Source organism: Streptomyces sp. NPDC050211 (assembly GCF_040656035.1).
In the GTDB taxonomy this organism is placed as follows: Bacteria; Actinomycetota; Actinomycetes; order Streptomycetales; family Streptomycetaceae; genus Streptomyces.
In genome coordinates, this window is sequence record NZ_JBFALC010000004.1 from 119,096 (window position 1) to 140,646 (window position 21,551).

A 21,551-nucleotide genomic window follows, 5' to 3' on the forward strand; every position below is an offset into this window, starting at 1 on the left:
GGAGCGGTTGCCGCGATATGGATAAACCCATGAGCAGCAACGGGGGAGCTCCTTACGGGTCCGACGAGCCGACGAGTTTCGATCTGCAACCGCCGAACCCGCCCGCGGCGGTGCCGCACCCCAACAACCCGTATGCGGCGCCCGTACAGGTCGCGCCCGCGCAGCCCGCGCCCGCGCAGGACCCGGGCGCCGGGCGCCTGATCGCGGGCCGTTACCGGCTGATGGCCAAGCTCGGCCACGGCGGGATGGGCACGGTGTGGCGGGCCAAGGACGAGACGGTGGACCGTGAGGTCGCCGTCAAGGAGCCCCGCGTACCGGATCATCTTCCCGACCGCGAACGTGCCAACGCCTTCGAGCGGATGCGTCGCGAGGCGCGTGCCGCGGCCCGGCTGGACCATCCGGCGGTCGTGAACGTGCATGACGTCGCGGTCGTGGACGGCCGGCCGTGGATCGTCATGGAGCTGGTGCAGGGCCGTTCGCTGGGCGACGCGTTGCAGGAGGGCACGCTCGGGGTCCGGGAAGCGGCGAGAATCGGCCTCGAGGTGCTGGGTGCGCTGGAGGCCGCGCACGCGGCGGGCATCCTGCACCGGGACGTCAAGCCGGACAACGTCCTGCTCGGCCGGCACGACCGCGTCGTCCTCACCGACTTCGGCATCGCGCAGATCGAGGGCGAGACGAACCTCACCGACACCGGCGGCTTCGTCGGCTCGCCGGAGTTCATCGCGCCGGAGCGGGTGCTGGGCCAACGCCCCGGCCCGGCAAGTGACTTGTGGTCCCTGGGTGTGGTCCTCTACGCGGCCACGGAGGGCGTCTCGCCGTTCCGCCGCAGCAACACCCCGGCCACCCTCCAGTCCGTCCTCAACGCCACGCCCGCACCGCCCGCGTCGGCCTCCGGCCCGCTCGCCGACACCATCAACGGCCTGCTCCAGAAGGACCCGGCCCGCCGCCCGAACGCAGGCCAGGTGCGCGCCCTGCTGGAGTCGGCCGCGCATCCGCCGGCGCCCGCGCCGACGCAGGTCGTGCGGATTGCCGGGGACGGCATGGGAGGGGACGGCACGGGAGGCGTCCGGCTGGGGCGCAAGGCGTTGCTCGGGATCGGTGCGGCGGTCGTCGCGGGTGCGGTGGCGGCGTATCTGGTGATCGCCGACCCGTTCGCGGGGTCCCTGCCGGACGGCTGGAAAGAGCGGGCGCACCCGAAGCTGGGGGTGACACTCCAGGTGCCGGCGACCTACCAGGTCGGCAAGCCGGACGCCGACGACAACGACAAGAACTGGGTCACCTACACCGACTGGAGCGGCAGCATCTGGATCGGCGTGAACCTGGACAGGAAGTCCGAGGACACCTCGAACGAGATCAAGAACTCCGCCGCGGCCGAAATGTACGCCGACAACGAGGTGTTCAAGGACCAGGGCAGCTACGACCTCTCCATGCCGGAAGACGCTCGGACCAGCCCGAAGGGGACCACGTACCAGGGCAAGCAGTCGGCCGAGAACACCGTCACGTACACCACGACCGACACCCAGAACCCGCGCCCCCGTGAGCTGAAGCTCTTCTACTACAAGACTTCGGCCGGCGACATGTACAAAGTGACGATCAGCTATCCGGGCAGGGGCGACTTCACCGAGCGGGGACGTGACGTGGCGCGGACGACGATCGCCAACCTGGACATCGACAAGTTGTGAGCTTCAGCCCGCCTTCCCGATGGGCGGCCTGATCGCAAGGCATCGCGTCGACAAAGAGCCTTCCCGCACGGTAGTCATGGGGCATGAGCAACGACGGGGGCGGGGCAGGCCCCAAGGGCCGGCTGGTCGGTGGGCGCTACCGGCTGGTCGAGCGCATCGGCTCCGGCGGGATGGGCACCGTCTGGCGGGCGCACGACGAACTCGTGGACCGCGAAGTCGCCGTCAAACAGCCGCGGTTGCCGGGCGACCCGGAGGACGCAGGTCACCAGCGCGCCGCCAACCGGCTCTATCGCGAGGCCCGAGCCGCCGCCCGCGTCGATCATCCCTCGGCCGTCTCCATCCATGACGTCGTCGTGGACGACGGACTCCCCTGGATCGTCATGGAGTTGATCCGCGGGGAGTCCCTGCACGAGGTGCTGCAACGCGGACCGCTGGAACCCGCCGAGTCCGCCCGGGTCGGCCTCGCCGTCCTCGGCGCACTGCGCGCCGCGCACGCCGTCGGGATCGTCCACCGCGACGTCAAGCCGGCCAACGTCCTGCTCGGCCCGCACGGCCGCGTCGTCCTCACCGACTTCGGCATCGCCCATGTCCAGGGCGAGGAATCCCTCACCCTCAGCGGCGAGTTCGTCGGCTCCCTCGAATTCATCGCCCCCGAGCGCATGTCCGGCCGCGGCGCCGGTCCCCCCTCCGACCTGTGGTCCCTGGGCGTCCTGCTCTACGGCGCCGTAGAAGGATGGTCCCCCTTCCGTCGTACGACGCTGGAGTCCACCCTCGCCGCGATCCTCTCCGCGGATCCGCCCGAGCCCAAGCAGGCCGGACCGCTCGGGTCGCTCATCGTGCGACTGCTGGTCAAGGAGCCCGAGCAGCGGCCGGACCCGGAGGAGGTCGGCAAGATCCTGGAGGCGGCGGCCGGACGCTGGCCGACGGCCGGTCCGACCGGGGCACCCGTGGCAGAGGCCCAGGATGCCTCCCAGCTGAGGGAGTTCTCCGACGACGTCGGGACGATACTGCTGGCAGGCGCGGCGCCGGAAGCAGCGGACGGCACGACGGGCGCCGAAGCGGAAGCCGAAGCCATACCGGAGCCCGATCAGGAGAAGCCGAAGCCTGCTCCGGACGAGGCGAAGAACCCGAACCCCGACCCCACCCACACCCCCGACACCGTCTCCACCCCCAAATCCCCCCGCCCCGCCCTCCTCCGTCACCCCCTCCCCGCCGCTCTGCTCGGCGCGCTCCTCGCCGGCGGCATCTGGCTCGGCACCTCCCTCGCCGACACCGACAGCGGAGCGGCGGGCGAGCGCACGCCCTCCGCCCCCGGCGTCGAATCGGGCAGCCCCACGTCAGCGCCCTGGACCGCGCACCAGGAGGAGGACATGAAGGCCGTCCTCTCCGTCCCGGCCGGCTATGACGAGTACGCCCGGCAGGGCAACGCGGCCAGCCAGCCCCGGATCGTGATCTACGCGGACGACAGCGAGACCGTACAGATCCGTTTGACCCAGTGGGACAAGGCGCCCCGCTCTCCGATGGGCCAGGCCGAGGAGGCGCACGCCACCTGGGACAGCTACAACGGCGACGCGCGGACGCAGTACACGCGCACCAGCATCGACGGCCACGAGGCGGTGCTCGCCGACACCACCTACGACCTCAAGGAGTACCCCACGCGGGTCATGGAGCTGATGGTCCTGACCGACGACGGCCGGATGTACGAGCTGCGTGTGGACATGCCCAAGGGGACGGCGGACGAGAAGAAGGGCACGGCGGCGTTCAAGGGCGCGCGTGACCGTCTCGAGATCGGAACGAACTGAACCCTCGCTGATCGTCTCCGCTCAAGACCCTGATCAGCACGTTTGTTGCCAGTGATCGCTGGCACCGTGTGAGCACTCGGTGAATCCCTATTACCGCCGGGTACACAAAGCCACCGCCGCGGCATACCCTGCGGCTCATGACGGACTCGCAGGCCCCGGAAAAGACCGGCACCAACCCGCTCGCCCCCGCCCCCGCGGGCGCCCGTACCGCCGCCGACGTGGTCACTCCCGAGCTGATCGCGCAGCTCACCAAGGGCGTGGCCGGATCCGGGCGGACCGCCAACCACACGCCGTTCACCGGCGAGAAGCTGGCCGACCTGCCCGAGTCCACACCGGAGGACGTACAGCAGGCCTTCGAGGCGGCCCGTAAGGCCCAGTCCGTCTGGGCGCAGGTTCCGGTGCGGCAGCGCGCCGCCGTCCTGCTCCGCTTCCACGACCTGGTGCTGGCCCGCCAGGCCGAGGTCCTCGACCTCATCCAGCTGGAGACCGGCAAGGCGCGGCTGCACGCCCACGAGGAAGTGCAGGCGGTAGCCGTCGCGGCCCGCCACTACGGCCGTAGGGCCCCCGCGTATCTCCGGCCCAAGCGGCACGCCGGCGCCATGCCCACGCTCACCCGCGTCACCGAACTGCGCCACCCGCGCGGTGTCGTGGGCCAGATCGCCCCCTGGAACTACCCCCTCGAACTCTCCGTCGGCGACGCGCTCCCCGCCTTCGTCGCGGGCAACGCGGTCGTCATGAAGCCGGACACGGAGACGTGCCTGACCGCGCTGTGGGCCCGGGACCTGCTGATCGAGGCCGGACTGCCCGCCGACGTCTTCCAGGTCGTCCTCGGCGAGGGCCCCGTCGTCGGCCCGGAACTCGTCAAGCACGCCGACTACGTCTCCTTCACCGGCTCCACCCGCACCGGCCGCGAGGTAGCCCAGGGCGCCGCCGCCCGCCTGATCGGCGTCTCCCTCGAACTCGGCGGCAAGAACGCCATGCTGGTCCTCGACGACGCCGACATCGACAAAGCGGCGGCGGGCGCGGTCCGCGCCTGCTTCTCCTCCGCCGGCCAACTGTGCATCTCCATCGAGCGGTTGTACGTCCATGAGTCGATCGCCGACGCCTTCCTGGAGCGGTTCGCCACCCGCACCAAGGCGATGCGGCTCGGCAAGTCCCTCGCCTACGGCGCCGACATGGGATCGCTGGTCGGCGAACGCCAGCTGGAGACCGTGACGCGGCACGTCGACGAGGCCGTGGAGAAGGGCGCGAAGGTCGTCGCGGGCGGCGTGGCCCGCCCCGACATCGGCCCGTACTTCTACGAGCCCACCATCCTCGACGGCGTCACGGAACCCATGTCGGTCTGCACGGAGGAGACCTTCGGCCCGGTCGTCTCCCTCTACCGCTTCAAGACCGAGGACGAGGCCGTCGAGCTCGCCAACTCCACGCCGTACGGCCTGAACTCCTCCGTCTGGACGAAGAACGGCACCCGCGGCCGCGCAGTCGCCGCCCGCCTCCGCACCGGCACCGTCAACGTCAACGAGGGCTACGCCCCCGCCTACGGCAGCGTCCAGTCCCCCATGGGCGGCATGAAGGACTCCGGCCTCGGCCGCCGCCACGGCTCCGAGGGCATCCTCAAATACACGGAGGCCCAGACGGTGGCCCAGCAACGACTGCTGCCGATGGCCCCGTCACTGGGAATGGACGACGAGAAATACGCCGATTTCATGAGCCGCAGTCTCCGGCTGATGAAGGCATTCCGGTTCAGGTAAAAGTGCCCCGATAGGGGCGCGGGGAACTGCGCGAGAAACCACAGACGGCCCGCACGTGAAACTCAACGAGGAGACCCCGTGCCCCAGGACACCTACGACTACGACGTCATAGTCGTCGGCTCCGGCTTCGGCGGCTCAGTAACCGCCCTCCGCCTCACCGAGAAGGGCTACACCGTAGGCGTCCTGGAAGCCGGCCGCCGCTTCACCCGCGAAACCCTCCCCAAGAACTCCTGGGACCTGAAGAACTACCTCTGGGCCCCGCGGCTCGGAATGTTCGGCATCCAGCGCATCCACCTCCTGGGCAACGTCATGGTGCTGGCAGGCGCCGGCGTCGGCGGCGGCTCGCTCAACTACGCCAACACCCTCTACGTACCGCCGAAGCCGTTCTTCGAGGACCCCCAGTGGCGTGACATCACCGACTGGCAGGAGGAGTTGCGGCCGTACTACGACCAGGCCCAGCGCATGCTCGGCGTACGGCTCAACCCGACCATGACCCCGTCCGACGTACATCTGAAGGCGGCCGCCGAGCGGATGGGCGTCGGCGACACCTTCCACCTCGCACCGGTCGGCGTGTTCTTCGGGGACGGCAAGGACGCCGACGGGACCACCAAGGCCGCACCGGGCGAGCAGACCGGCGACCCGTACTTCGGCGGCGCGGGCCCCGTGCGCACGGCCTGCACCGAGTGCGGGGAGTGCATGACGGGCTGCCGCCACGGCGCCAAGAACACCCTCAACGAGAACTACCTCTACCTCGCCGAGAAGGCGGGCGCGGTCGTGCACCCGATGACGACGGTCGTGTCGGTCACGGACGACTCGCAGGGCGGCTACGCGGTGGCCACGCTGCCGACCGGCGACAAGAAGAAGGGCGAGGGCCGCACCTTCAAGGCCCGCCGGGTCGTCCTCGCCGCCGGTACCTACGGCACCCAGACCCTGCTGCACCGCATGAAGGCGACCGGCCAACTCCCGTACATCTCAGGCAGATTGGGCGAGCTGACCCGCACCAACTCCGAGGCGCTGGTCGGCGCGCAGACCGACAACCGGCGCTACCGCAAGGTCACCGGCGAGCGGAAGGCCGACTTCACCCGCGGGGTCGCCATCACGTCCTCGATCCACCCGGACGCCAACACACACATCGAGCCGGTCCGCTACGGCAAGGGCTCCAACTCGATGGGCGGCCTGTCGATCCTCCAGGTCCCTTACGTGGACGGCGCGTCCCGCGTCGCGGCCTGGCTGAAGAACTCCGCCCGGCACCCGCTCCTCGTCCTGCGCTCCCTCTCCAACCGCCGCTGGTCGGAGCGGACCATCATCGGCCTGGTGATGCAGTCGCTGGACAACTCCCTGACGACGTACCTGAAACCGGACGGCGTCGGCAAAGGCCTGCTGACCGCCCGCCAGGGCCATGGCGCCCCCAACCCCAAGCAGATCAAGGCGGCTTCGGAGGCGGCGTCCGCGATCGCGGAGTCGATCAACGGCTTCGCCGGCTCCAACGTCGGCGAACTGATGGGCACCCCGCTGACCGCCCACTTCCTCGGCGGCTGCCCGATCGGCGACTCACCCGAGACCGGCGTGATCGACCCGTACCACCGCCTCTACGGCCACCCCGGCATCGCCGTCGTCGACGGCGCCGCGGTCTCCGCCAACCTGGGCGTGAACCCGTCCCTCACCATCACCGCCCAGGCCGAGCGGGCGATGTCGTACTGGCCCAACAAGGGCGAGGACGACCCGCGTCCCGCGCAGGGCGTGCCGTACGAGCGCCGGAAGCCGGTCGAGCCCAAGTCGCCGATGGTCCCGGCGGACGCGTTCGGCGCGCTGAAGCTGCCGTTCTTGGGGATACCGGCGGTGCCGCCGAAGAAGTGAGCAGTACCAACAAGAAGGACCTGCACCCCCCTCCGAGCGCAGGTCCTTCTTTGTCTTGCGGCAAGCTCCGGCTACGCGGTTACGCGTTCGCGCTTGCCTTCCGTCGGCGCATCGCGAAGACCGCGCCCGCACCGGCGACGATGGCGACGCCGCTGACCAGGCCGATGGCCGGCAGCGCGGAGCTTGCGCCGGTGTCGGCGAGGTTGCCGGTCGGCAGGTCGGAGAGGCTGCCCTGCGGCTTCTTCCCCGAGCCCTTGCTGCCGTTGTCACCCGGCGCGGCGGTGCCCGGGTCCGGGTTGTCGGAACCGGCCTTCAGGACCTCGAAGTCGTACTCGGCCCAGCCCTCGGCGATGCAGTCCTGGCCGTCGACGTTGTCGAGGTAGGCACCGGAGCCGAAGGAGTAGGCGTCACCGGCGGGGGCCTTGGCGTCGATACTGAGGCGCAGATCCACCGTCTGGCTGGCCTTCGACTTCAGCGTCTCGACGCCGAAGAAGTAGTCACCGGCCCACTCGGAGTCCCCGATCCGCTCCCAGGAGCCGGACTCGGGGTTCTTGAACTCCAGGTCGACGTAGGGGCTCAGGTACTTCGACTCGTCGAGCTCGAAGTTCTCGACCTCGGCGTAGAAGGCGAGGTCCTCGACGTCCGTGCCGGACTCGTTGGTGACGATCAGCTTGAAGCCGTGGAAGCCGTCACCCGCGACGATCTTGCCCGGCAGGCCCTTGATGTCCGCGGACACCTTGGCGTCGGAGAACTCCTCGTCGAGTTCCTCGCAGAACGGGACGTCCGGCTCCTCGCTCGGCTCGGCCGGCTCCGAGGGCTCGGCCGGGCCCGACTCGCTCGCGGTGGCGGAGGGCGTGGCGCTCCCGGTCGGCGCGGAGCTCGTCGGGGCGGCGCCGGCCGACGTGGTGCCCGTCGGCAGCGTGGTGGTGCTCGGTGTCGCCGTGGCCGTGTCGCTCGGGGTTCCGGAGGGCGTCTCGGTGACGGTCTCGGTGGGAGTCGGGGAAGCCGACTCCTCCGCGAACGCGGCGGGCGCGGACAGCAGCGCGAACGGCGATATCGCAGCCGTCGCGGCCGCGACCGCCATGGCACGGCGAAGCTTCATGCAGACCTCGAATAGTCCAGGTGCGCTGTGGGGTGGCAACACGCGTTGAGCGGGGCCTCGCGCTGTACGACACGTACGACGCGGGTGTGGCCCTTGGTACGCCTGGTTTGATCCGCGAACCCTGTGAAAGGTTGCCCTCCACTTCACAGAATTTTTATGTGGCCTGGGTCACGGTCCGGGTCATGCAGAAGGGCCCCGCAGGCGTGAGCCGCGGGGCCCTTCTTTGGTCAGCACCGACGTCAGGGCAGCGCCGGTGCCTGGGGAGCGGCGCCGGGGGGTTGCGCCGCTTGCCTGGTGTGCCCGGGCGACGACCCGGCGCGCAAGGGGCGCACGGATGGTCTCGACCTTTGGCAGTGAGCCAGTACAAGAATGCAGTTGTCTACGGCAGGGCTTGGGGCTTGCTAGGCATCGTGCTGGATGGGCGGGACCTCCGCAACCTTTTGACCCATCCTTGTACGTTTCCCGCCGGCCGGCCCCGGGCGTCCCCGGAGCCGACCGTTCTCTTGGGCGACCGGGCTGCTGTCCCCTGCCGTCCGGTCACCTGCCTGGAACGAGGTCCCACGGCGCACGGCACGATCCGTACGCCTCATCGCTCCAGTGGAGCCACGCGTGGTTCTTCGGGCCCGCCCCTGGCTGGCACGGACATCGGGACCAACGAACCCTTTTGCGCGCCGGTCACGCGCCGTACGGGTGAGAGGAATGCGCACGTCTGTGCCGGGAACGCGGTTTCAGATCTTGCCTCGGCACAGCTCCAGCAGGGTCATCGCCAGCGAGGTGCCGGGCTTGCCCAGCGCCTCCCTGTAGTGGGCGAGGATCTCCATCTCGCGGGAGAGGTTCACGCGCCGGCCGCCGGAGGCGATCCGGGCCTCCTGGACGACGGCGGAGACCGCCATCCGTTCCTGGATCAGGCCGATGATCCGGTCGTCCAGTGCGTCGATGCGCTCACGGGCGCCGGTGATCGTCTCGGCGGCCTCGCGGGTGTGCGCGCCGGTCTTCTCCGCTGCGGTGGCGGTCATGTCGGGGCTCCTCCATAGGGATGGGCAGGGTGCCCCGGATCGACACGACCCGGAAAACGTCAGGCGCCCCGGGCCTTGTCGGCCCGGGGCGCCTGGTGAGTCGCTTGTCAGTCTCTCAAGCAGCACGACCATGGCAGCCGGCGGGCCGGGTGCCATAGGTAAAGACGAAGGTCGTCGTGTGCGTGAGCATGGGGTCAGTATGCCGTGGCCGTCGGTGACGGCCAATCCGGTTCGCATCCTGAGACGGGAGGGGTGCACGTATACCCCGTTAGAATCGGTGGCACAGCCCTTGTCAAGCCGCCGGAAGGCAACCCGTGTCATCAGCGACCCCTGCTGCCGCCGCCCCCGACACCGTCCTGGTCGTCGACTTCGGCGCGCAGTATGCCCAGCTCATCGCCCGTCGCGTCCGCGAGGCCCGGGTCTACAGCGAGATCGTGCCGAGCACCATGCCGGTGGCGGAGATGCTCGCCAAGAACCCGGCGGCGATCATCCTGTCCGGCGGCCCTTCGTCGGTGTACGCGGAGGGCGCCCCGCGCCTCGACCGCGAGATCTTCGAGGCCGGCGTCCCCGTCTTCGGCATGTGCTACGGCTTCCAGCTGATGGCGACGTCGCTCGGCGGCACGGTCGACAACACCGGGGCGCGCGAGTACGGCCGTACGGACCTGCATGTCAGCAAGTCCGGCTCCACCCTCTTCGAGGGCACGCCCGCCGAGCAGTCCGTGTGGATGTCGCACGGCGACGCCTGCTCCGCCGCCCCCGAGGGCTTCAGCGTGACGGCCTCCACGGACGTCGTCCCGGTCGCCGCCTTCGAGAACGACGAGAAGAAGCTGTACGGCGTCCAGTACCACCCGGAGGTCATGCACTCCACGCACGGCCAGCAGGTGCTGGAGCACTTCCTGTACCGGGGCGCCGGGCTGACCCCGAGCTGGACCACCGGCAACGTGATCGAGGAGCAGGTCGCCGCGATCCGTGAGCAGGTCGGCGACAAGCGCGCCATCTGCGGGCTCTCCGGGGGCGTGGACTCCGCCGTCGCCGCCGCCCTCGTACAGAAGGCCATCGGCTCCCAGCTGACCTGCGTGTACGTCGACCACGGCCTGATGCGCAAGGGCGAGACCGAGCAGGTCGAGAAGGACTTCGTGGCCGCGACCGGCGTACAGCTGAAGGTCGTGGACGCGGAGGAGCGGTTCCTGTCCGCTTTGAAGGGTGTCTCCGACCCCGAGGAGAAGCGGAAGATCATCGGCCGCGAGTTCATCCGGGTCTTCGAGCAGGCGCAGGCCGAGATCATCGCGGACGAGGGTCCGGCGGTGGAGTTCCTCGTGCAGGGCACCCTGTACCCGGACGTGGTCGAGTCCGGTGGTGGCACCGGCACCGCCAACATCAAGTCCCACCACAACGTGGGCGGGCTGCCGGAAGACCTCGAGTTCCAGCTGATCGAGCCGCTGCGCAAGCTGTTCAAGGACGAGGTCCGGATGGTCGGCCAGGAGCTGGGCCTGCCGGACGAGATCGTCCAGCGCCAGCCGTTCCCCGGTCCGGGTCTGGGCATCCGTATCGTCGGCGACGTGACGAAGGAGCGGCTCGACCTGCTCCGCGAGGCCGACGCCATCGCCCGTGAGGAGCTGACCGCGGCCGGCCTCGACCGTGACATCTGGCAGTGCCCGGTCGTCCTGCTCGCGGACGTCCGCAGCGTCGGCGTCCAGGGCGACGGCCGGACGTACGGCCACCCGATCGTCCTGCGCCCGGTCTCCAGCGAGGACGCGATGACGGCCGACTGGTCGCGACTGCCGTACGACGTCCTCGCGAAGATCTCGACGCGGATCACGAACGAGGTCGCGGACGTCAACCGGGTCGTGCTCGATGTGACGAGCAAGCCGCCGGGGACGATCGAGTGGGAGTGAGCCCCTGTTTTTCAGGGGATCAGGTGCGTTTGATGACGCGCACCGGCTCGCCGGGCTTCCAGACCTCGACGACCAGGTACTTGTCGTCCTCGACGTAGGTCCGTACGACCTCCGTCAGCTCGGTGCGGAAGAGGTGGAACGGCTCCGGCGGTTCCACCTCTTCGCCGTATCCGGCCTTGGTCTCCGGGTCGGTGACCTCGATCGCCCGGCCGCTGATGCGCACATCGCCGCCGCCCATGGACTGTCCTTCCCCGGGGTTCGCCTGGAGCGCGAAACGCGGGTCGCGGCGCAGGTCGAGGGCCTTGAGGGAGTCCGGCATCATGCCGAGCCAGAGCTCGCCGTTCAGGAAGCGGACCTCCAGGCCGGTGGTGCGGGGGGAGCCGTCCTTACGGAGGGTGGCGAGGATGTGGTGGGTGAAGGCGCCGAAGCGTTCCTCGACGCGTTTGGCGAGATCGGGTTCCGCGGTGACGAAGGCCGCCCAGTTCTTTGTCATACGGCGAGTGTGCCGCCGATACCCGACACCTTCTGTCCGATTTCGATTGCACGCTGCTTCTTTACACATCACCCCTGTTCTCCTGCGCTGACCGACGGTAACTTCCGCCCCGTAAAGGAACCCAGTGCAGGAGGAACCTATGCACGGGCCCACGCCGCCCACGCCGCTGCCCACCGACCGGCTGCAGTTCGCCATGCCGCCGATGCACGAGTCGGTCGACGACGAGCGCCGGCATCGCAAGGAGCGGCTCGCGGGCGCGCTGCGGATCTTCGGGCGGCTCGGCTTCGAGGACGGTGTCTCGGGGCACATCACCGCGCGCGACCCGGAGTACAGCAACTGCTTCTGGGTCAATCCGTTCGGGATGCCGTTCAAGCACGTCACCGTGAGCGACCTGGTGCTCGTCAACGCCGACGGGCAGGTGATCGAGGGCCGCTATCACATCAACCAGGCCGCGTTCACCGTGCACGCGCAGGTGCACGCGGCCCGGCCCGACGTCGTGGCGGTCGCCCACTGCCATTCGGTGTACGGGCGGGCGCTGTCGGCCCTCGGTGATCTGCTGGACCCGATCACCCAGGAGAGCTGCGCCTTCTACGAGGACCACGCCCTCTACGACGCCTACACCGGGGTCGCCGTGGACGCCGAGGAGGGCCGCCGCATCGCCGGCGCGCTCGCCTCGCGCAAGGCGCTGATCCTGCGCAACCACGGGCTGCTGACGGTGGGGGACTCGGTCGACGCGGCGGCCTGGTGGTTCCTGTCGCTGGAGCGGTCCTGCAAGGTGCAGCTGACGGCGAAGGCGGCCGGGCGGCCGTTCCTCATCGACCACAAAGCCGCGGTGGCCACGCGGGAGCAGCTGGGCGGGGATCTGGTGGCGTGGATCAACTATCAGCCGTTGTGGCAGGACGTCAGTCGCAGTGAGCCGGACTTGTTGTCGTAGGGCGTGGGGGCGTGTTGGGACAGCGGCTCAAAAGCTTCGTAGCACCGCCGCCTTGGTCATCGCGAACTCCTCGTCGGTGAGGACGCCGTCGCGGTGCAGTTCGCCCAGTTCCCGCAGCCGTCGCAGGAGTACGTCGTGGTGGTCGGCCTGCGGCGGTACGGCGGCCGTCAGTTGGCGGCGGTCCGCGTAGTCGCTTCCCGTGCGGGTCGACGGGTGCGGCAGTCTCGCGGTGACCGCGGTGGCGACCAGGGCCGTGAGCAGGTCGCGGCGGGCGCTGCCCCACAGGTCGAGGGCGAACGGGTCCTTCTCCGGCGGCAGTTTGGAGAACACCGTCTCGCGGGTCACGAAGCGCAGGAAGCCGTCCTCGTAGCCGGAGTTGGGCAGCCACTCGACCTGTTCGAGGTCGCCGATGCCGATGATCCGTGGGCCCGTCGCGCGTTTGACGCGGTCGGAGGTGTCGGACCAGTCGATCCGCACCTGCGTACCGTCGAAGGAGACCGTGCCGTCGGAGGAACGGACCGAGACGGGGACCGGCGGGCCCGGCAGCAGATAGGTCTTGGTCGGCTCGCTCGGGATCTGGTCCAGGAGCAGCGCGCGGCGGATCTCCTCGGCCACGTACTCGGCGACTCCGGAGCGGTCGATGTCCACGACCAGCCGGTACGGGTCGGCCGCGTCGGGCAGCCGGCCGCCGGTCGCCTGGAGGAGGGGGTCGGCGCCTTCTCTCAGCCGCATCCGGAGCCGGCCGCGCTTGCGTTCGGGCTCGAAGACGATGCCGGAGACGGCCTCCAGCGGCACGGCGATCTCTCCGTACGTCTGCCGGAACAGTGGCACGGAGCGGTGCAGGCCTGGCGTGATCCTGACCGTGCTGCCGTCGAAGGCCCAGGTCCCGTCGCGCTGGATGATCTCGGCCATAGGGAAATTCTCGCAGCAGGGTCAACACGGCGAGGCTCCCTTTCTTCCGCGGTGACCTGACCTGCCGGATGGGGGGTGGGTGAGGTAGGGCACAATTCGCTGTCGTCGTGGGGGAGTCATGGGCCGGGGGCCGTGGTCGGGGGCCTTGTTCGCCGGATGCGTGTGCGGTTGTGGGGTGCGCGGGTTCATGGACTCTTTCGGATCTGAGGAGGATGCGTGGCGGTGCAGGAGGCGAGACAGGGTGGGGGCGCTGACTCGGGCGGGCCGGCGGGTGGGCACCGGGGTGGCTGCACCTGCGGTGACTGTCCGCACGGGGCCCGTGCGGGGCATCGGCGGGCCGTCGCCGAATTCCTGCTGAAGCGGGACGAGTTCGCGGCGGGGCAGGGGCTGCCCGCCGCCGTGGCCCATTCCGCCTCGGCCTCCCGCCAGTGGGTGTCCGAGGAGTTGGCCCAGTCCGCCGAACTCGTCGCCGAACGCGGCCGTGCCGAGGGCGACGCCTGGCTCATCCGCCTGTGGTGGCGTACGTCCTGTGCGGTGGGGGCGCTGGCCCTGCTGCTGTTGCTCGCCCAGGCGCTCACCGCGATCGGCGCGGGCTGGACGAGTGCGCGGACCGCCGGGCTGCTCGCCGCGCTGGTCGTGGCCGGTGCGTTGACGGCGGCCTCGTGGTTCCACCGGGCGCGCGGCGGTGCGCTCGCGCCGGTCATCGGTGAGGACAACCGGCTCTCCACGTCGCGTGCGGTGGCGGGGGCGTGGGTGCTGTTCGTGGCGTACGCCGTGCTGGTGTTGGCCGGGCGTCTCGCGGCGGCCTCCGGGCACGGGGAGCGGGACGCGCTGATCGCCGGACTCGAACTCGCCCGGGGCGCGGGGGTCGTGACCGTGCTCGCCGTGGTCTGCGGGATCGCGGTGCTGGTGCGGCGGGTCGTCGGGATGCGGGTGCTGGGGCAGCGGCTGCAGAAGGTACGGGCGGACCGGCCGCGGGCTGCCGATCTGCTGACGGACGACTCGGGGCGGGGGTCGTTCGCCGACCTTCAGTACGTCGTGATCAGCGGGGTCGCCTTGCTGTTCGCGGCGGTGCGGCTGGCGCGACGGCCGGATCAGCTGCCCGATCTGCCGTGGGGGCTGGCGGTGGTGGTGCTGGTGTCGGCGGCGACGTATGTGGCCGGAAAGTACGCGGAAGGGGGTCGGCCGGTGATCCTGTCGATCGTGCGGTCCCGGGAGGCCGGTGCTCTGGACGCACCCATCCGCACCGGCGACGACATCGAGATCCGGGGAGCCGGATTCGTGCCGCCGGGAGCGCAGGGCGCGGACCGGCTGGCGCGGATGGTCGTCCGGATCGGCGCGGTCCATGTGCATGTGCCGCTGGTGCCGGTGACCGGCGGGTTCAGCAACCCCACGGACGCGGTGCTCACCGTGCCGGTGCCGGTGGATGTGGAGCCCGGGCGGCTGGACGTACAAGTGGTGACGGCCGCGGGGGTCGAGACGAATCGGTACGCGATCGATGTGACGGAGTGACGCGGAAGCCGGACCAAGTCGGAAAAACAGGCCTGGACGAGGTTGAGCGGGGCAGCCTCTTCGTGCGTATCGTCTTTTGAGGGGTCACGTCACAGCGGGCGAGAGGCGGCTACGAGCGATGACTCACGGCATTCGTACGGACACGCACTCCCCCTATCTGGACGGTGGCCGCGACTGGCGGGACACCGCCACCCGTTACGCCCTGCTACCGCTCCGTGTCTTCCTCGGCGTCACCTTCATCTACGCCGGCCTGGACAAACTCACCGACAGCGCCTTCATGAAGGACTCCGGTTCCGGGTCCGTCGGCGATCTGATGCGTACGGTGCGTGACTCGTCGGCGATCCCGGCCCTGGTCGACCAGGCGCTGAAGAACCCCGTCGGCTTCGGCTACGCCATCGCCTTCGGCGAGCTGGCCGTCGGCATCGGGACACTGATCGGCCTGCTCACCCGCATCGCCGCGCTGGGCGGCGCGCTCATCTCCCTCAGCCTGTGGCTGACCGTGAGCTGGGCCACCGAGCCGTACTACTACGGCAATGACCTCGCCTACCTGATGGCCTGGCTGCCCCTCGTCCTCGCGGGCGCGCCCATGCTGTCGCTGGACGCCGCGCTACGGGGGCGACGACGACAGCGGACGGGGGCATTTCGCTAACGCTCAGCCGGCCGCATTTCGCTAACCCTCAGCCAGCTTGCGTGGGGTTGTGGCCCGGTGCCTGCGGCTGGGCCTCGGTCGGGCCGGGTGGTGCGCCGGTCCGGCGTCTGCGGCGGCGTATGCCCCGGGTCAGACCGCTCACCGTGGCGGCCAGGCAGAGGCCGACCATGACGAGCGGTATCACCGCGAACCACGGTGTCTCCCAGGCGCCGCCCGCGTCGCCGGCGTAGATGATGCCCGCGAGGGTCAGGAAGGCGCCGGCGACCAGTCGGCCGGGCTGGACCTCATGACGTAGCACGGCTCACCTCCGCCTGTCCGACGCCGACCCGGAGATCGAGGTCGAGTGTGCCGGTGCTCTTGGTGCCCGAGGGCGGTGTGAGGGTCAGTTCCTGGTGTCGGCCCGGTTCCACGTCCACGTCCTGTTGCTTGTCGCCCGGCAGCTGGATGTCGCCCACGCCCACGTCGATGGTCACCTTCACGGTCACGTCCTTCGGCACGATCACCTTCAGCCGGCCCACGCCGACGTCGGCACTCGTGTCGACCGTGCGGCCCTTGGCGAGGGGCACTGCGGTCAGATCGAGCGTGCCGACGCCTGTGCCCAGCTCGTAGTGCTGCCGCACGTCCGCCACCGCGGTGGGGCGCCAAGTCTCCTTCATCCACTGCGTGCTGATGTCCTTCGGTATCGCGGCCGCCGCGGCGAGCAGGGCCGCCGTGATGACCGCGAGGAAGACCGAGCCGGCTCCCGTGCGGCCCAGGAACGCGCTGACGGCTATGCCCAGGCCGAGGACGATGAGCGCGCAGGCGAGCCCGGTCTGGAGGCTGGTGCCGAGGGGGTGTTCGTCCCAGGTGAGGCGGGTGCCCAGGCCGCCGGCGAGGAGGGCGAGCAGGAAGACCCAGCCGCCGATCCAGCGGGGGCCGCGCGGACGCGGTGCCTGGACGGGTGCGCGGCGGCGTATGTCGTCGGGGCTGTTGCCCCATGGGCCGAGGCCGATGTTGACGGCTGCCGCGATATCGCGGGCGCGGGAGTCCCCCGGGCCCCAGAGGTAACCCGTCCCGCCCTCGTGCGTGCCGTCCTTGACGATGGGGTCGCGCCACCAGGACGGGTAGGCGATGGGGACGGGCGGGGCCTGGGCCTCCGGCGGGGCGTCCGCGACCGCCTGGGCGGCCAGGGGGTCGGGGTCGGGGGTGCCGCGGTGCCGGGACCAGTAGGCGGCGCCCGCGAGGAGCAGGGAGAGAACCACGGCGAAGGTCAGTACCCCGCCATTGTTCAGCAGGGTCAGGAACACCCCGCAGCCCACCAGCGCGAACAGCACGGCCGTCAGCGCCTGGCCGTCGACTCTGCCGGTCAGCAGCTTGCGCACCTCGTTCTGCTCCTCGTCCTCGTACGGGACGAAGAGCCAGGCGAAGCCGTAGAAGATGAGACCGAGGCCACCGGTCGCGGACAGCACGGCCAGCGTGATCCGGAAGATCACCGGATCCATGTCACACTGCCGCCCGAGCCCGGCGCACACCCCGGCCAGCATCTTGTGCGGCCGGTCGCGCCGGAAGCGGTGGGGTGGACCGGGGACGTCGGCCGGCTGGGCGGATACGTCGGCGGGCGGGTCGGGTGCGTCGGTGGGTGGGCGGGGTGCGTTGGTCGGCTGGTCGGGTGCGGCCGCCCCTTCGGCTCCGGTCGCGGCGTTCGCTTCGGATGCCGTGGTCGGGCCGGGCGTCTGCGCGTCCCCCTTCTCGTACGCGCGAGGCTCCTTTCCCTCGGTGCCGGGCGCGTCCGCGGCGTCCTGCCCGGTGCCCGGGGTGGGGCGTGGGCCGGAGCCGGGTCCCGGACCCGTCGCGGCGTGCTGGTGATCTGTCATGAGTCCATGGTGACGGGCGCAGTGCCTCGGCGGGAGTCGGAACGACCCTGGCCGGACCCTGATATCGGCCCTGAGCCGGCGGCGGGGAAGCGTTCGACGGGGACGGGTTTCGAAGATCAGGGGAGTCTCGGGGGTCGACCCTGATGCCTCGGCCGTCCGGGCGTGTGAACATCGATGGCATGCCGGAAGCCGCAACAGCGCCACTCGTGGAACCGCGGCCGCCGCGCAAGCTCTACCGCAGCAGTGACGGGCGCTGGCTGGGTGGCGTGGCGCGGGGGCTCGCCGGGCATCTCGGGCTGCCTGTGATCTGGGTGCGGCTGGTCTTCGTCGGCCTGTTCATGGCGGACGGCCTCGGCGCTCTGCTCTACGCCGCGTTCTGGTTCTTCGTGCCGCTCGGCGTCGGCGGCGTCGAAGCCCAGCGGCCCCCCTCCCTCGTCGGCACGGAAACCTCGCCCGACGGCCGCCGCAGACTCGTCGCCCGCAAGCCGGACAAGGGCCAGATCGTCGCCCTGCTCCTCATGGTCGTCGTGGCCATGGTCTTCGTCGGCAGTGTGAATCTGGGCAGCGGCGCCCAGGCGTATCTCGTGCCGGTCGTGCTCGTCGGCGCGGGCGTCGCCCTCGTCTGGCGCCAGGCGGACAACGCCCGCCGGGCCCGCTGGGTCGAGGCCGGCCGCCGCAAGCGCACGCTCAACCTGCTGCGGGCCGTGGGCGGGGTGCTGCTGGTCACCGCCGGCGTCTCCGGCATCTTCGTCCTGCAGGGCTCCGCCGCCCACCTCGGCTCGGTCCTGCAGGCCGCCCTCGCGGTCCTCGTCGGGATAACGCTCCTCGCCGGTCCCTACCTCGTCCGCATGACCCAGGACCTGTCCGAGGAGCGGCTGATGCGCATCCGCGCCCAGGAGCGCGCCGAAGTCGCCGCGCACGTCCACGACTCGGTGCTGCACACCCTGACCCTGATCCAGCGCAACGCGGAGAACGCGAGCGAGGTGCGCCGCCTCGCCCGCGCCCAGGAGCGCGATCTGCGCACCTGGCTCTACAAACCCGAGGGCACCGGCAAGGACGAGGCCGACGAACCCACCACCCTCGCCGACGCCGTGCGGCGCAACGCGGCCGAGGTCGAGGACAAGCACGGCGTCCCCATAGAGGTCGTCGTGGTCGGCGACTGCCCGCTCGACGAGAGAATCGCCGCACAAATGCAGGCCGCACGCGAGGCGATGGTGAACGCCGCCAAGTACGGTGGCGAGGGCGGCGCCGTCCAGGTCTTTGCCGAAGTGGAGGGGAAGACGGTCTTCGTGTCCGTCCGGGACCGCGGACCGGGCTTCGATCTCGACTCGATACCCGCCGACCGTATGGGTGTCAGAGAATCGATCATCGGCCGCATGGAGCGCAACGGCGGTTCGGCCCGGCTGCGTGCCGTGCCGGACGGCGGCACGGAGGTCGAGCTGGAGATGGAGAGGGCGGAGAAGACGACATGAGCGACCCGACCGAAACGAGCGGTACGGCGGGAGCGGCGGAGTCGGCCGAGTCCGCCCAGGCGGGCGGCGGCGAGCGCCGGGTCCGCGTGGTCCTCGTCGACGACCACCGCATGTTCCGTACCGGCGTACAGGCCGAGATCGGACAGACCGAGCAGACCGGCGTCGAAGTCGTCGGCGAGGCCGCGGACGTCGACCAGGCGGTCACGGTCATCACCGCGACCCGGCCCGAGGTCGTCCTCCTCGACGTGCACCTGCCGGGTGGCGGCGGGGTCGAAGTGCTGCGCCGCTGCGCCCCGTTGATGGCGGACACCGAGCAGCCCGTCCGCTTCCTCGCCCTGTCCGTCTCGGACGCGGCGGAGGACGTGATCGGCGTGATCCGGGGCGGCGCGCGAGGCTACGTGACCAAGACGATCACGGGCACGGACCTGGTCGACTCCATCTTCCGTGTGCAGGAAGGCGACGCGGTCTTCTCGCCGAGGCTCGCCGGGTTCGTCCTGGACGCCTTCGCCTCGACGGACGCCCCTCCCGTGGACGAGGACCTCGACCGCCTCACCCAGCGCGAGCGCGAGGTGCTGCGCCTGATCGCCCGTGGCTATGCCTACAAGGAGATCGCCAAGCAGCTGTTCATCTCCGTGAAGACGGTCGAGTCCCATGTCTCCGCGGTGCTGAGGAAGCTCCAGCTGTCCAACCGGCACGAGCTGACCCGGTGGGCGACGGCACGGCGGCTGGTCTGAGCACGGACGGGGGCGGCAGGAGAGAGCCGCGGTTCAGTGGTGGCCCGGCCGCGGCGCCGGGCCCAGTGCCCGCACGGCCCAGCGGTAGTGCCGTACGGCCTTGATCACGCCTATCAGACCCGTCAGCCACAGGATCGTGCCGATGCCCATGCCGAGGGCGACATCGCTGTAGCGCGTGCTGTCCGGTTCCGCACCGGCCGCCGAGGCGAACGACGCCCACAGGCCGATCACGCAGAGCACGACGGAGGAGAGCAGCCAGAAGAGGCTGAGGCCGGGGGAGCGGAGACCGGCGTCGGTCGCCGGGTCGCTGTCCAACTGCAGCCAGGCGTCGAGAAGTTGCCGTATGCGATGGTCGCGGCGGATGGCGTGGGCCAGCGTGATGACGGACGGGGACAGGGCCGCGAGGCCGAGCAGCGCGAAGACGGGGCCGAGAAGGAAGCCGAGCGGATCCCGCTCCTCCAGCTGCTGCAGCGGGATCACCAGCAGCGCCCACCCGATGATCGCGGAGAGCGCCAGCAGCCACAAAAGCAGTACCCGGTGGACCCCGATGCTGCACCGGTGCAGCTCCTCCAGCGCCCGCCCCCGGTCCGCCAGCAGGGCCGCCCGGTCCGGCCACATCCTGCTGTGCGGCGGTGGGGGAGGCGGCGGCAGTGCGGAGCGCGGCATCGACACCTTCTCGGGGCACGGGACGTCGTACGAAGCGTTTCGCAGACGCTACCGTGCCGACGTGGGCATGCCACGCCCTGTGGTGTGCCGTCGGACACCTTCACGCCACCCGCGTCGCCCCCGCGAACGGCATCTCGTCGATGGGCGCCAGCCGTACCGGCGCCGAGGGGTTGGGGGCGTGGATCATCTGGCCGTTGCCGACGTAGAGGCCGACATGACTGATGCCGGAGTAGAAGAACACCAGGTCGCCCGGGAGGAGTTCGGCGCGGGAGACCCGGCGGCCGGCGTCGATCTGGGCGTAGGTCGTACGGGGCAGGGAGATGCCCGCGGAGCGGTACGCGGCCTGCATGAGGCCCGAGCAGTCGAAGGCGTCGGGGCCGGTCGCGCCCCACACATAGGGGCTGCCGAGCTTCTGGTAGGCGTACGAAACGGCGGAGGCCGCACGGGCGTTGGGCGCCGTCACCGGCCCCGTCAGGCCGTCCCGTGCGTCCGTACGTGAGGCCTGTCCGGCGTCCTCGAGCCGGGCCCGCTCCTCGGCCGTCAGCCGGGACAGCAGCCGCCGGGCCGCGTCCAGCTTGCCGGTGATCGTCTTCTTGTGCCGCTTCAGCTCGGCCTGCCGGGACGTCAGCGAGGTCAGCTCGATGTGCGCGGCGCCGCGCAGTTGCTCGATCTCGCGCAGCTGCTGGCGTACGCGGTCGACGGACGCGGCCTGACGGCTGCCCGCACGTTCGGCGAACTCGGCGCCCTGGAGGTATCCGTCCGGGTCGGCGGAGAGCGCGAGCCGGAGCGCGGGGTCGAGGCCGCCGTCGCGGTACTGCGCCGCCGCCATCGAACCCAGCGCGGCCCGCTCGGAGTTGAGGCCGTCCGTCTTGCGCGCCGCCTCGTCCCGCAGGTCCCGCAGGCGCTGCTCGGCCGCCTCCGCCTTCTCCTTGGCGCCGTTGTACTTCTCGGTGGCGACCTCCGCCTCCTGGTACAGCTTGTCCACCTTCGCCTTGACCTGGTCGGGCGTCAGCTCCGGCTCCGCATGCCCGGTCCCGTCCAGACCGGTCGCGGTCGCGGCGCCCGCGAGGGCGATCGTGGCGGCCGTACGGACCGAGGTGCCGCCGGTCGAACGCTGTCGGGGCTTGCGGTGCGCTGCCACGGGGACCTGCACGTCCTTTCGTCCGACCGCCGGTGCCGTGGGGGCTCCGGCGGCTCTGCGTCCGGCGGCGACCCGCACAG

General features: G+C 70.7%; 18 protein-coding genes. 10 read left to right on the forward strand and 8 right to left on the reverse strand.

Translation table 11 applies throughout. The annotated features are described in order from the left end of the window. Nucleotides 1-29 precede the first annotated feature (29 nt). The 4 genes from AB0I98_RS06210 to AB0I98_RS06225 all read left to right on the forward strand — a co-directional run bounded on the left by AB0I98_RS06210 (nt 30) and on the right by AB0I98_RS06225 (nt 7,092). Nucleotides 30-1,682: a protein kinase gene (locus tag AB0I98_RS06210; RefSeq protein ID WP_362935961.1), complete on the forward strand. Its 1,653-nt coding sequence runs from the start codon at nt 30-32 to the stop codon at nt 1,680-1,682. Between the two features lie 83 nt (nt 1,683-1,765). After that, the gene (locus AB0I98_RS06215) at nt 1,766-3,484 is read left to right on the forward strand and encodes a serine/threonine-protein kinase (RefSeq protein WP_362935965.1); all 1,719 of its coding nucleotides are present in this window, start codon (nt 1,766-1,768) and stop codon (nt 3,482-3,484) included. Nucleotides 3,485-3,621: 137 nt separating this feature from the next. Next, on the forward strand, nt 3,622-5,235 hold the full coding sequence (locus tag AB0I98_RS06220) for a succinic semialdehyde dehydrogenase (RefSeq protein ID WP_362935968.1): 1,614 nt from the start codon (nt 3,622-3,624) through the stop codon (nt 5,233-5,235). 78 nt (nt 5,236-5,313) lie between these two features. Continuing rightward, nucleotides 5,314-7,092, forward strand: coding sequence for a GMC family oxidoreductase (locus tag AB0I98_RS06225; RefSeq protein ID WP_362935971.1), 1,779 nt, complete (start codon nt 5,314-5,316; stop codon nt 7,090-7,092). Between the two features lie 79 nt (nt 7,093-7,171). On the opposite strand, the gene AB0I98_RS06230 is transcribed toward AB0I98_RS06225, so the two are convergent. Both AB0I98_RS06230 and AB0I98_RS06235 read right to left on the reverse strand, forming a co-directional pair. Next, nucleotides 7,172-8,194: a cell wall protein gene (locus AB0I98_RS06230; protein ID WP_362935974.1), complete on the reverse strand. Its 1,023-nt coding sequence runs from the start codon at nt 8,192-8,194 to the stop codon at nt 7,172-7,174. A gap of 728 nt (nt 8,195-8,922) precedes the next feature. Beyond that, a complete protein-coding gene (locus AB0I98_RS06235) occupies nt 8,923-9,210 on the reverse strand; it encodes a chorismate mutase (RefSeq protein ID WP_362935977.1) in 288 nt (95 codons plus the stop codon). Between the two features lie 314 nt (nt 9,211-9,524). On the opposite strand from AB0I98_RS06235, the gene guaA reads away from it, so the two are divergent. Then, on the forward strand, nt 9,525-11,105 hold the full coding sequence (gene guaA / locus AB0I98_RS06240; RefSeq protein WP_362935980.1) for a glutamine-hydrolyzing GMP synthase: 1,581 nt from the start codon (nt 9,525-9,527) through the stop codon (nt 11,103-11,105). Between the two features lie 19 nt (nt 11,106-11,124). On the opposite strand, the gene AB0I98_RS06245 is transcribed toward guaA, so the two are convergent. Continuing rightward, on the reverse strand, nt 11,125-11,598 hold the full coding sequence (locus AB0I98_RS06245) for a pyridoxamine 5'-phosphate oxidase family protein (RefSeq protein WP_362935983.1): 474 nt from the start codon (nt 11,596-11,598) through the stop codon (nt 11,125-11,127). A gap of 139 nt (nt 11,599-11,737) precedes the next feature. Here AB0I98_RS06245 and AB0I98_RS06250 point away from each other — a divergent pair, with 139 nt between their 5' ends. Further along, on the forward strand, nt 11,738-12,532 hold the full coding sequence (locus AB0I98_RS06250; RefSeq protein ID WP_362935986.1) for a class II aldolase/adducin family protein: 795 nt from the start codon (nt 11,738-11,740) through the stop codon (nt 12,530-12,532). A gap of 27 nt (nt 12,533-12,559) precedes the next feature. Here the strand turns inward: AB0I98_RS06250 and AB0I98_RS06255 are convergent, their stop codons facing one another. Further along, nucleotides 12,560-13,444, reverse strand: coding sequence for a DUF4429 domain-containing protein (locus tag AB0I98_RS06255; RefSeq protein ID WP_362935989.1), 885 nt, complete (start codon nt 13,442-13,444; stop codon nt 12,560-12,562). Nucleotides 13,445-13,660: 216 nt separating this feature from the next. Here AB0I98_RS06255 and AB0I98_RS06260 point away from each other — a divergent pair, with 216 nt between their 5' ends. Continuing rightward, entirely contained in the window at nt 13,661-14,956 is a 1,296-nt protein-coding gene (locus tag AB0I98_RS06260) for a hypothetical protein (protein ID WP_362935992.1), read from the forward strand. 118 nt (nt 14,957-15,074) lie between these two features. After that, a complete protein-coding gene (locus AB0I98_RS06265) occupies nt 15,075-15,605 on the forward strand; it encodes a DoxX family protein (RefSeq protein WP_210572894.1) in 531 nt (176 codons plus the stop codon). A 28-nt stretch (nt 15,606-15,633) separates the two neighbouring features. Here AB0I98_RS06265 and AB0I98_RS06270 read toward each other — a convergent pair whose 3' ends face one another. Then, the gene (locus AB0I98_RS06270; RefSeq protein ID WP_362935995.1) at nt 15,634-15,903 is read right to left on the reverse strand and encodes a hypothetical protein; all 270 of its coding nucleotides are present in this window, start codon (nt 15,901-15,903) and stop codon (nt 15,634-15,636) included. Continuing rightward, entirely contained in the window at nt 15,890-17,458 is a 1,569-nt protein-coding gene (locus AB0I98_RS06275; protein WP_362935998.1) for a PspC domain-containing protein, read from the reverse strand. The genes AB0I98_RS06270 and AB0I98_RS06275 overlap by 14 nt, the downstream gene beginning before the upstream one ends. A 179-nt stretch (nt 17,459-17,637) precedes the next feature. On the opposite strand from AB0I98_RS06275, the gene AB0I98_RS06280 reads away from it, so the two are divergent. Further along, nucleotides 17,638-18,930 carry a PspC domain-containing protein gene (locus AB0I98_RS06280; protein ID WP_362936001.1) on the forward strand — a complete coding sequence of 431 codons (1,293 nt, stop codon included), beginning with the start codon at nt 17,638-17,640 and terminating at the stop codon, nt 18,928-18,930. Further along, nucleotides 18,927-19,664: a response regulator transcription factor gene (locus AB0I98_RS06285; RefSeq protein WP_362936004.1), complete on the forward strand. Its 738-nt coding sequence runs from the start codon at nt 18,927-18,929 to the stop codon at nt 19,662-19,664. Before AB0I98_RS06280 ends, AB0I98_RS06285 begins: the two co-directional genes overlap by 4 nt. Nucleotides 19,665-19,697: 33 nt before the next feature. Here the strand turns inward: AB0I98_RS06285 and AB0I98_RS06290 are convergent, their stop codons facing one another. Both AB0I98_RS06290 and AB0I98_RS06295 read right to left on the reverse strand, forming a co-directional pair. Beyond that, on the reverse strand, nt 19,698-20,330 hold the full coding sequence (locus AB0I98_RS06290) for a hypothetical protein (RefSeq protein WP_362936007.1): 633 nt from the start codon (nt 20,328-20,330) through the stop codon (nt 19,698-19,700). Between the two features lie 100 nt (nt 20,331-20,430). Then, entirely contained in the window at nt 20,431-21,471 is a 1,041-nt protein-coding gene (locus tag AB0I98_RS06295) for an NlpC/P60 family protein (RefSeq protein WP_362936010.1), read from the reverse strand. Nucleotides 21,472-21,551 lie beyond the last annotated feature (80 nt).

What these genes read in the sequence shown, in the direction of transcription:
- AB0I98_RS06210 (WP_362935961.1), top strand. Translation starts at nt 30, where the DNA reads ATGAGCAGCAACGGGGGAGCTCCTTACGGGTCCGACGAGCCGACGAGT.
- AB0I98_RS06215 (WP_362935965.1), top strand. Translation starts at nt 1,766, where the DNA reads ATGAGCAACGACGGGGGCGGGGCAGGCCCCAAGGGCCGGCTGGTCGGT.
- AB0I98_RS06220 (WP_362935968.1), top strand. Translation starts at nt 3,622, where the DNA reads ATGACGGACTCGCAGGCCCCGGAAAAGACCGGCACCAACCCGCTCGCC.
- AB0I98_RS06230 (WP_362935974.1), bottom strand. Translation starts at nt 8,194, where the DNA reads ATGAAGCTTCGCCGTGCCATGGCGGTCGCGGCCGCGACGGCTGCGATA.
- AB0I98_RS06235 (WP_362935977.1), bottom strand. Translation starts at nt 9,210, where the DNA reads ATGACCGCCACCGCAGCGGAGAAGACCGGCGCGCACACCCGCGAGGCC.
- AB0I98_RS06245 (WP_362935983.1), bottom strand. Translation starts at nt 11,598, where the DNA reads ATGACAAAGAACTGGGCGGCCTTCGTCACCGCGGAACCCGATCTCGCC.
- AB0I98_RS06250 (WP_362935986.1), top strand. Translation starts at nt 11,738, where the DNA reads ATGCACGGGCCCACGCCGCCCACGCCGCTGCCCACCGACCGGCTGCAG.
- AB0I98_RS06255 (WP_362935989.1), bottom strand. Translation starts at nt 13,444, where the DNA reads ATGGCCGAGATCATCCAGCGCGACGGGACCTGGGCCTTCGACGGCAGC.
- AB0I98_RS06265 (WP_210572894.1), top strand. Translation starts at nt 15,075, where the DNA reads ATGACTCACGGCATTCGTACGGACACGCACTCCCCCTATCTGGACGGT.
- AB0I98_RS06275 (WP_362935998.1), bottom strand. Translation starts at nt 17,458, where the DNA reads ATGACAGATCACCAGCACGCCGCGACGGGTCCGGGACCCGGCTCCGGC.
- AB0I98_RS06280 (WP_362936001.1), top strand. Translation starts at nt 17,638, where the DNA reads ATGCCGGAAGCCGCAACAGCGCCACTCGTGGAACCGCGGCCGCCGCGC.
- AB0I98_RS06285 (WP_362936004.1), top strand. Translation starts at nt 18,927, where the DNA reads ATGAGCGACCCGACCGAAACGAGCGGTACGGCGGGAGCGGCGGAGTCG.
- AB0I98_RS06290 (WP_362936007.1), bottom strand. Translation starts at nt 20,330, where the DNA reads ATGCCGCGCTCCGCACTGCCGCCGCCTCCCCCACCGCCGCACAGCAGG.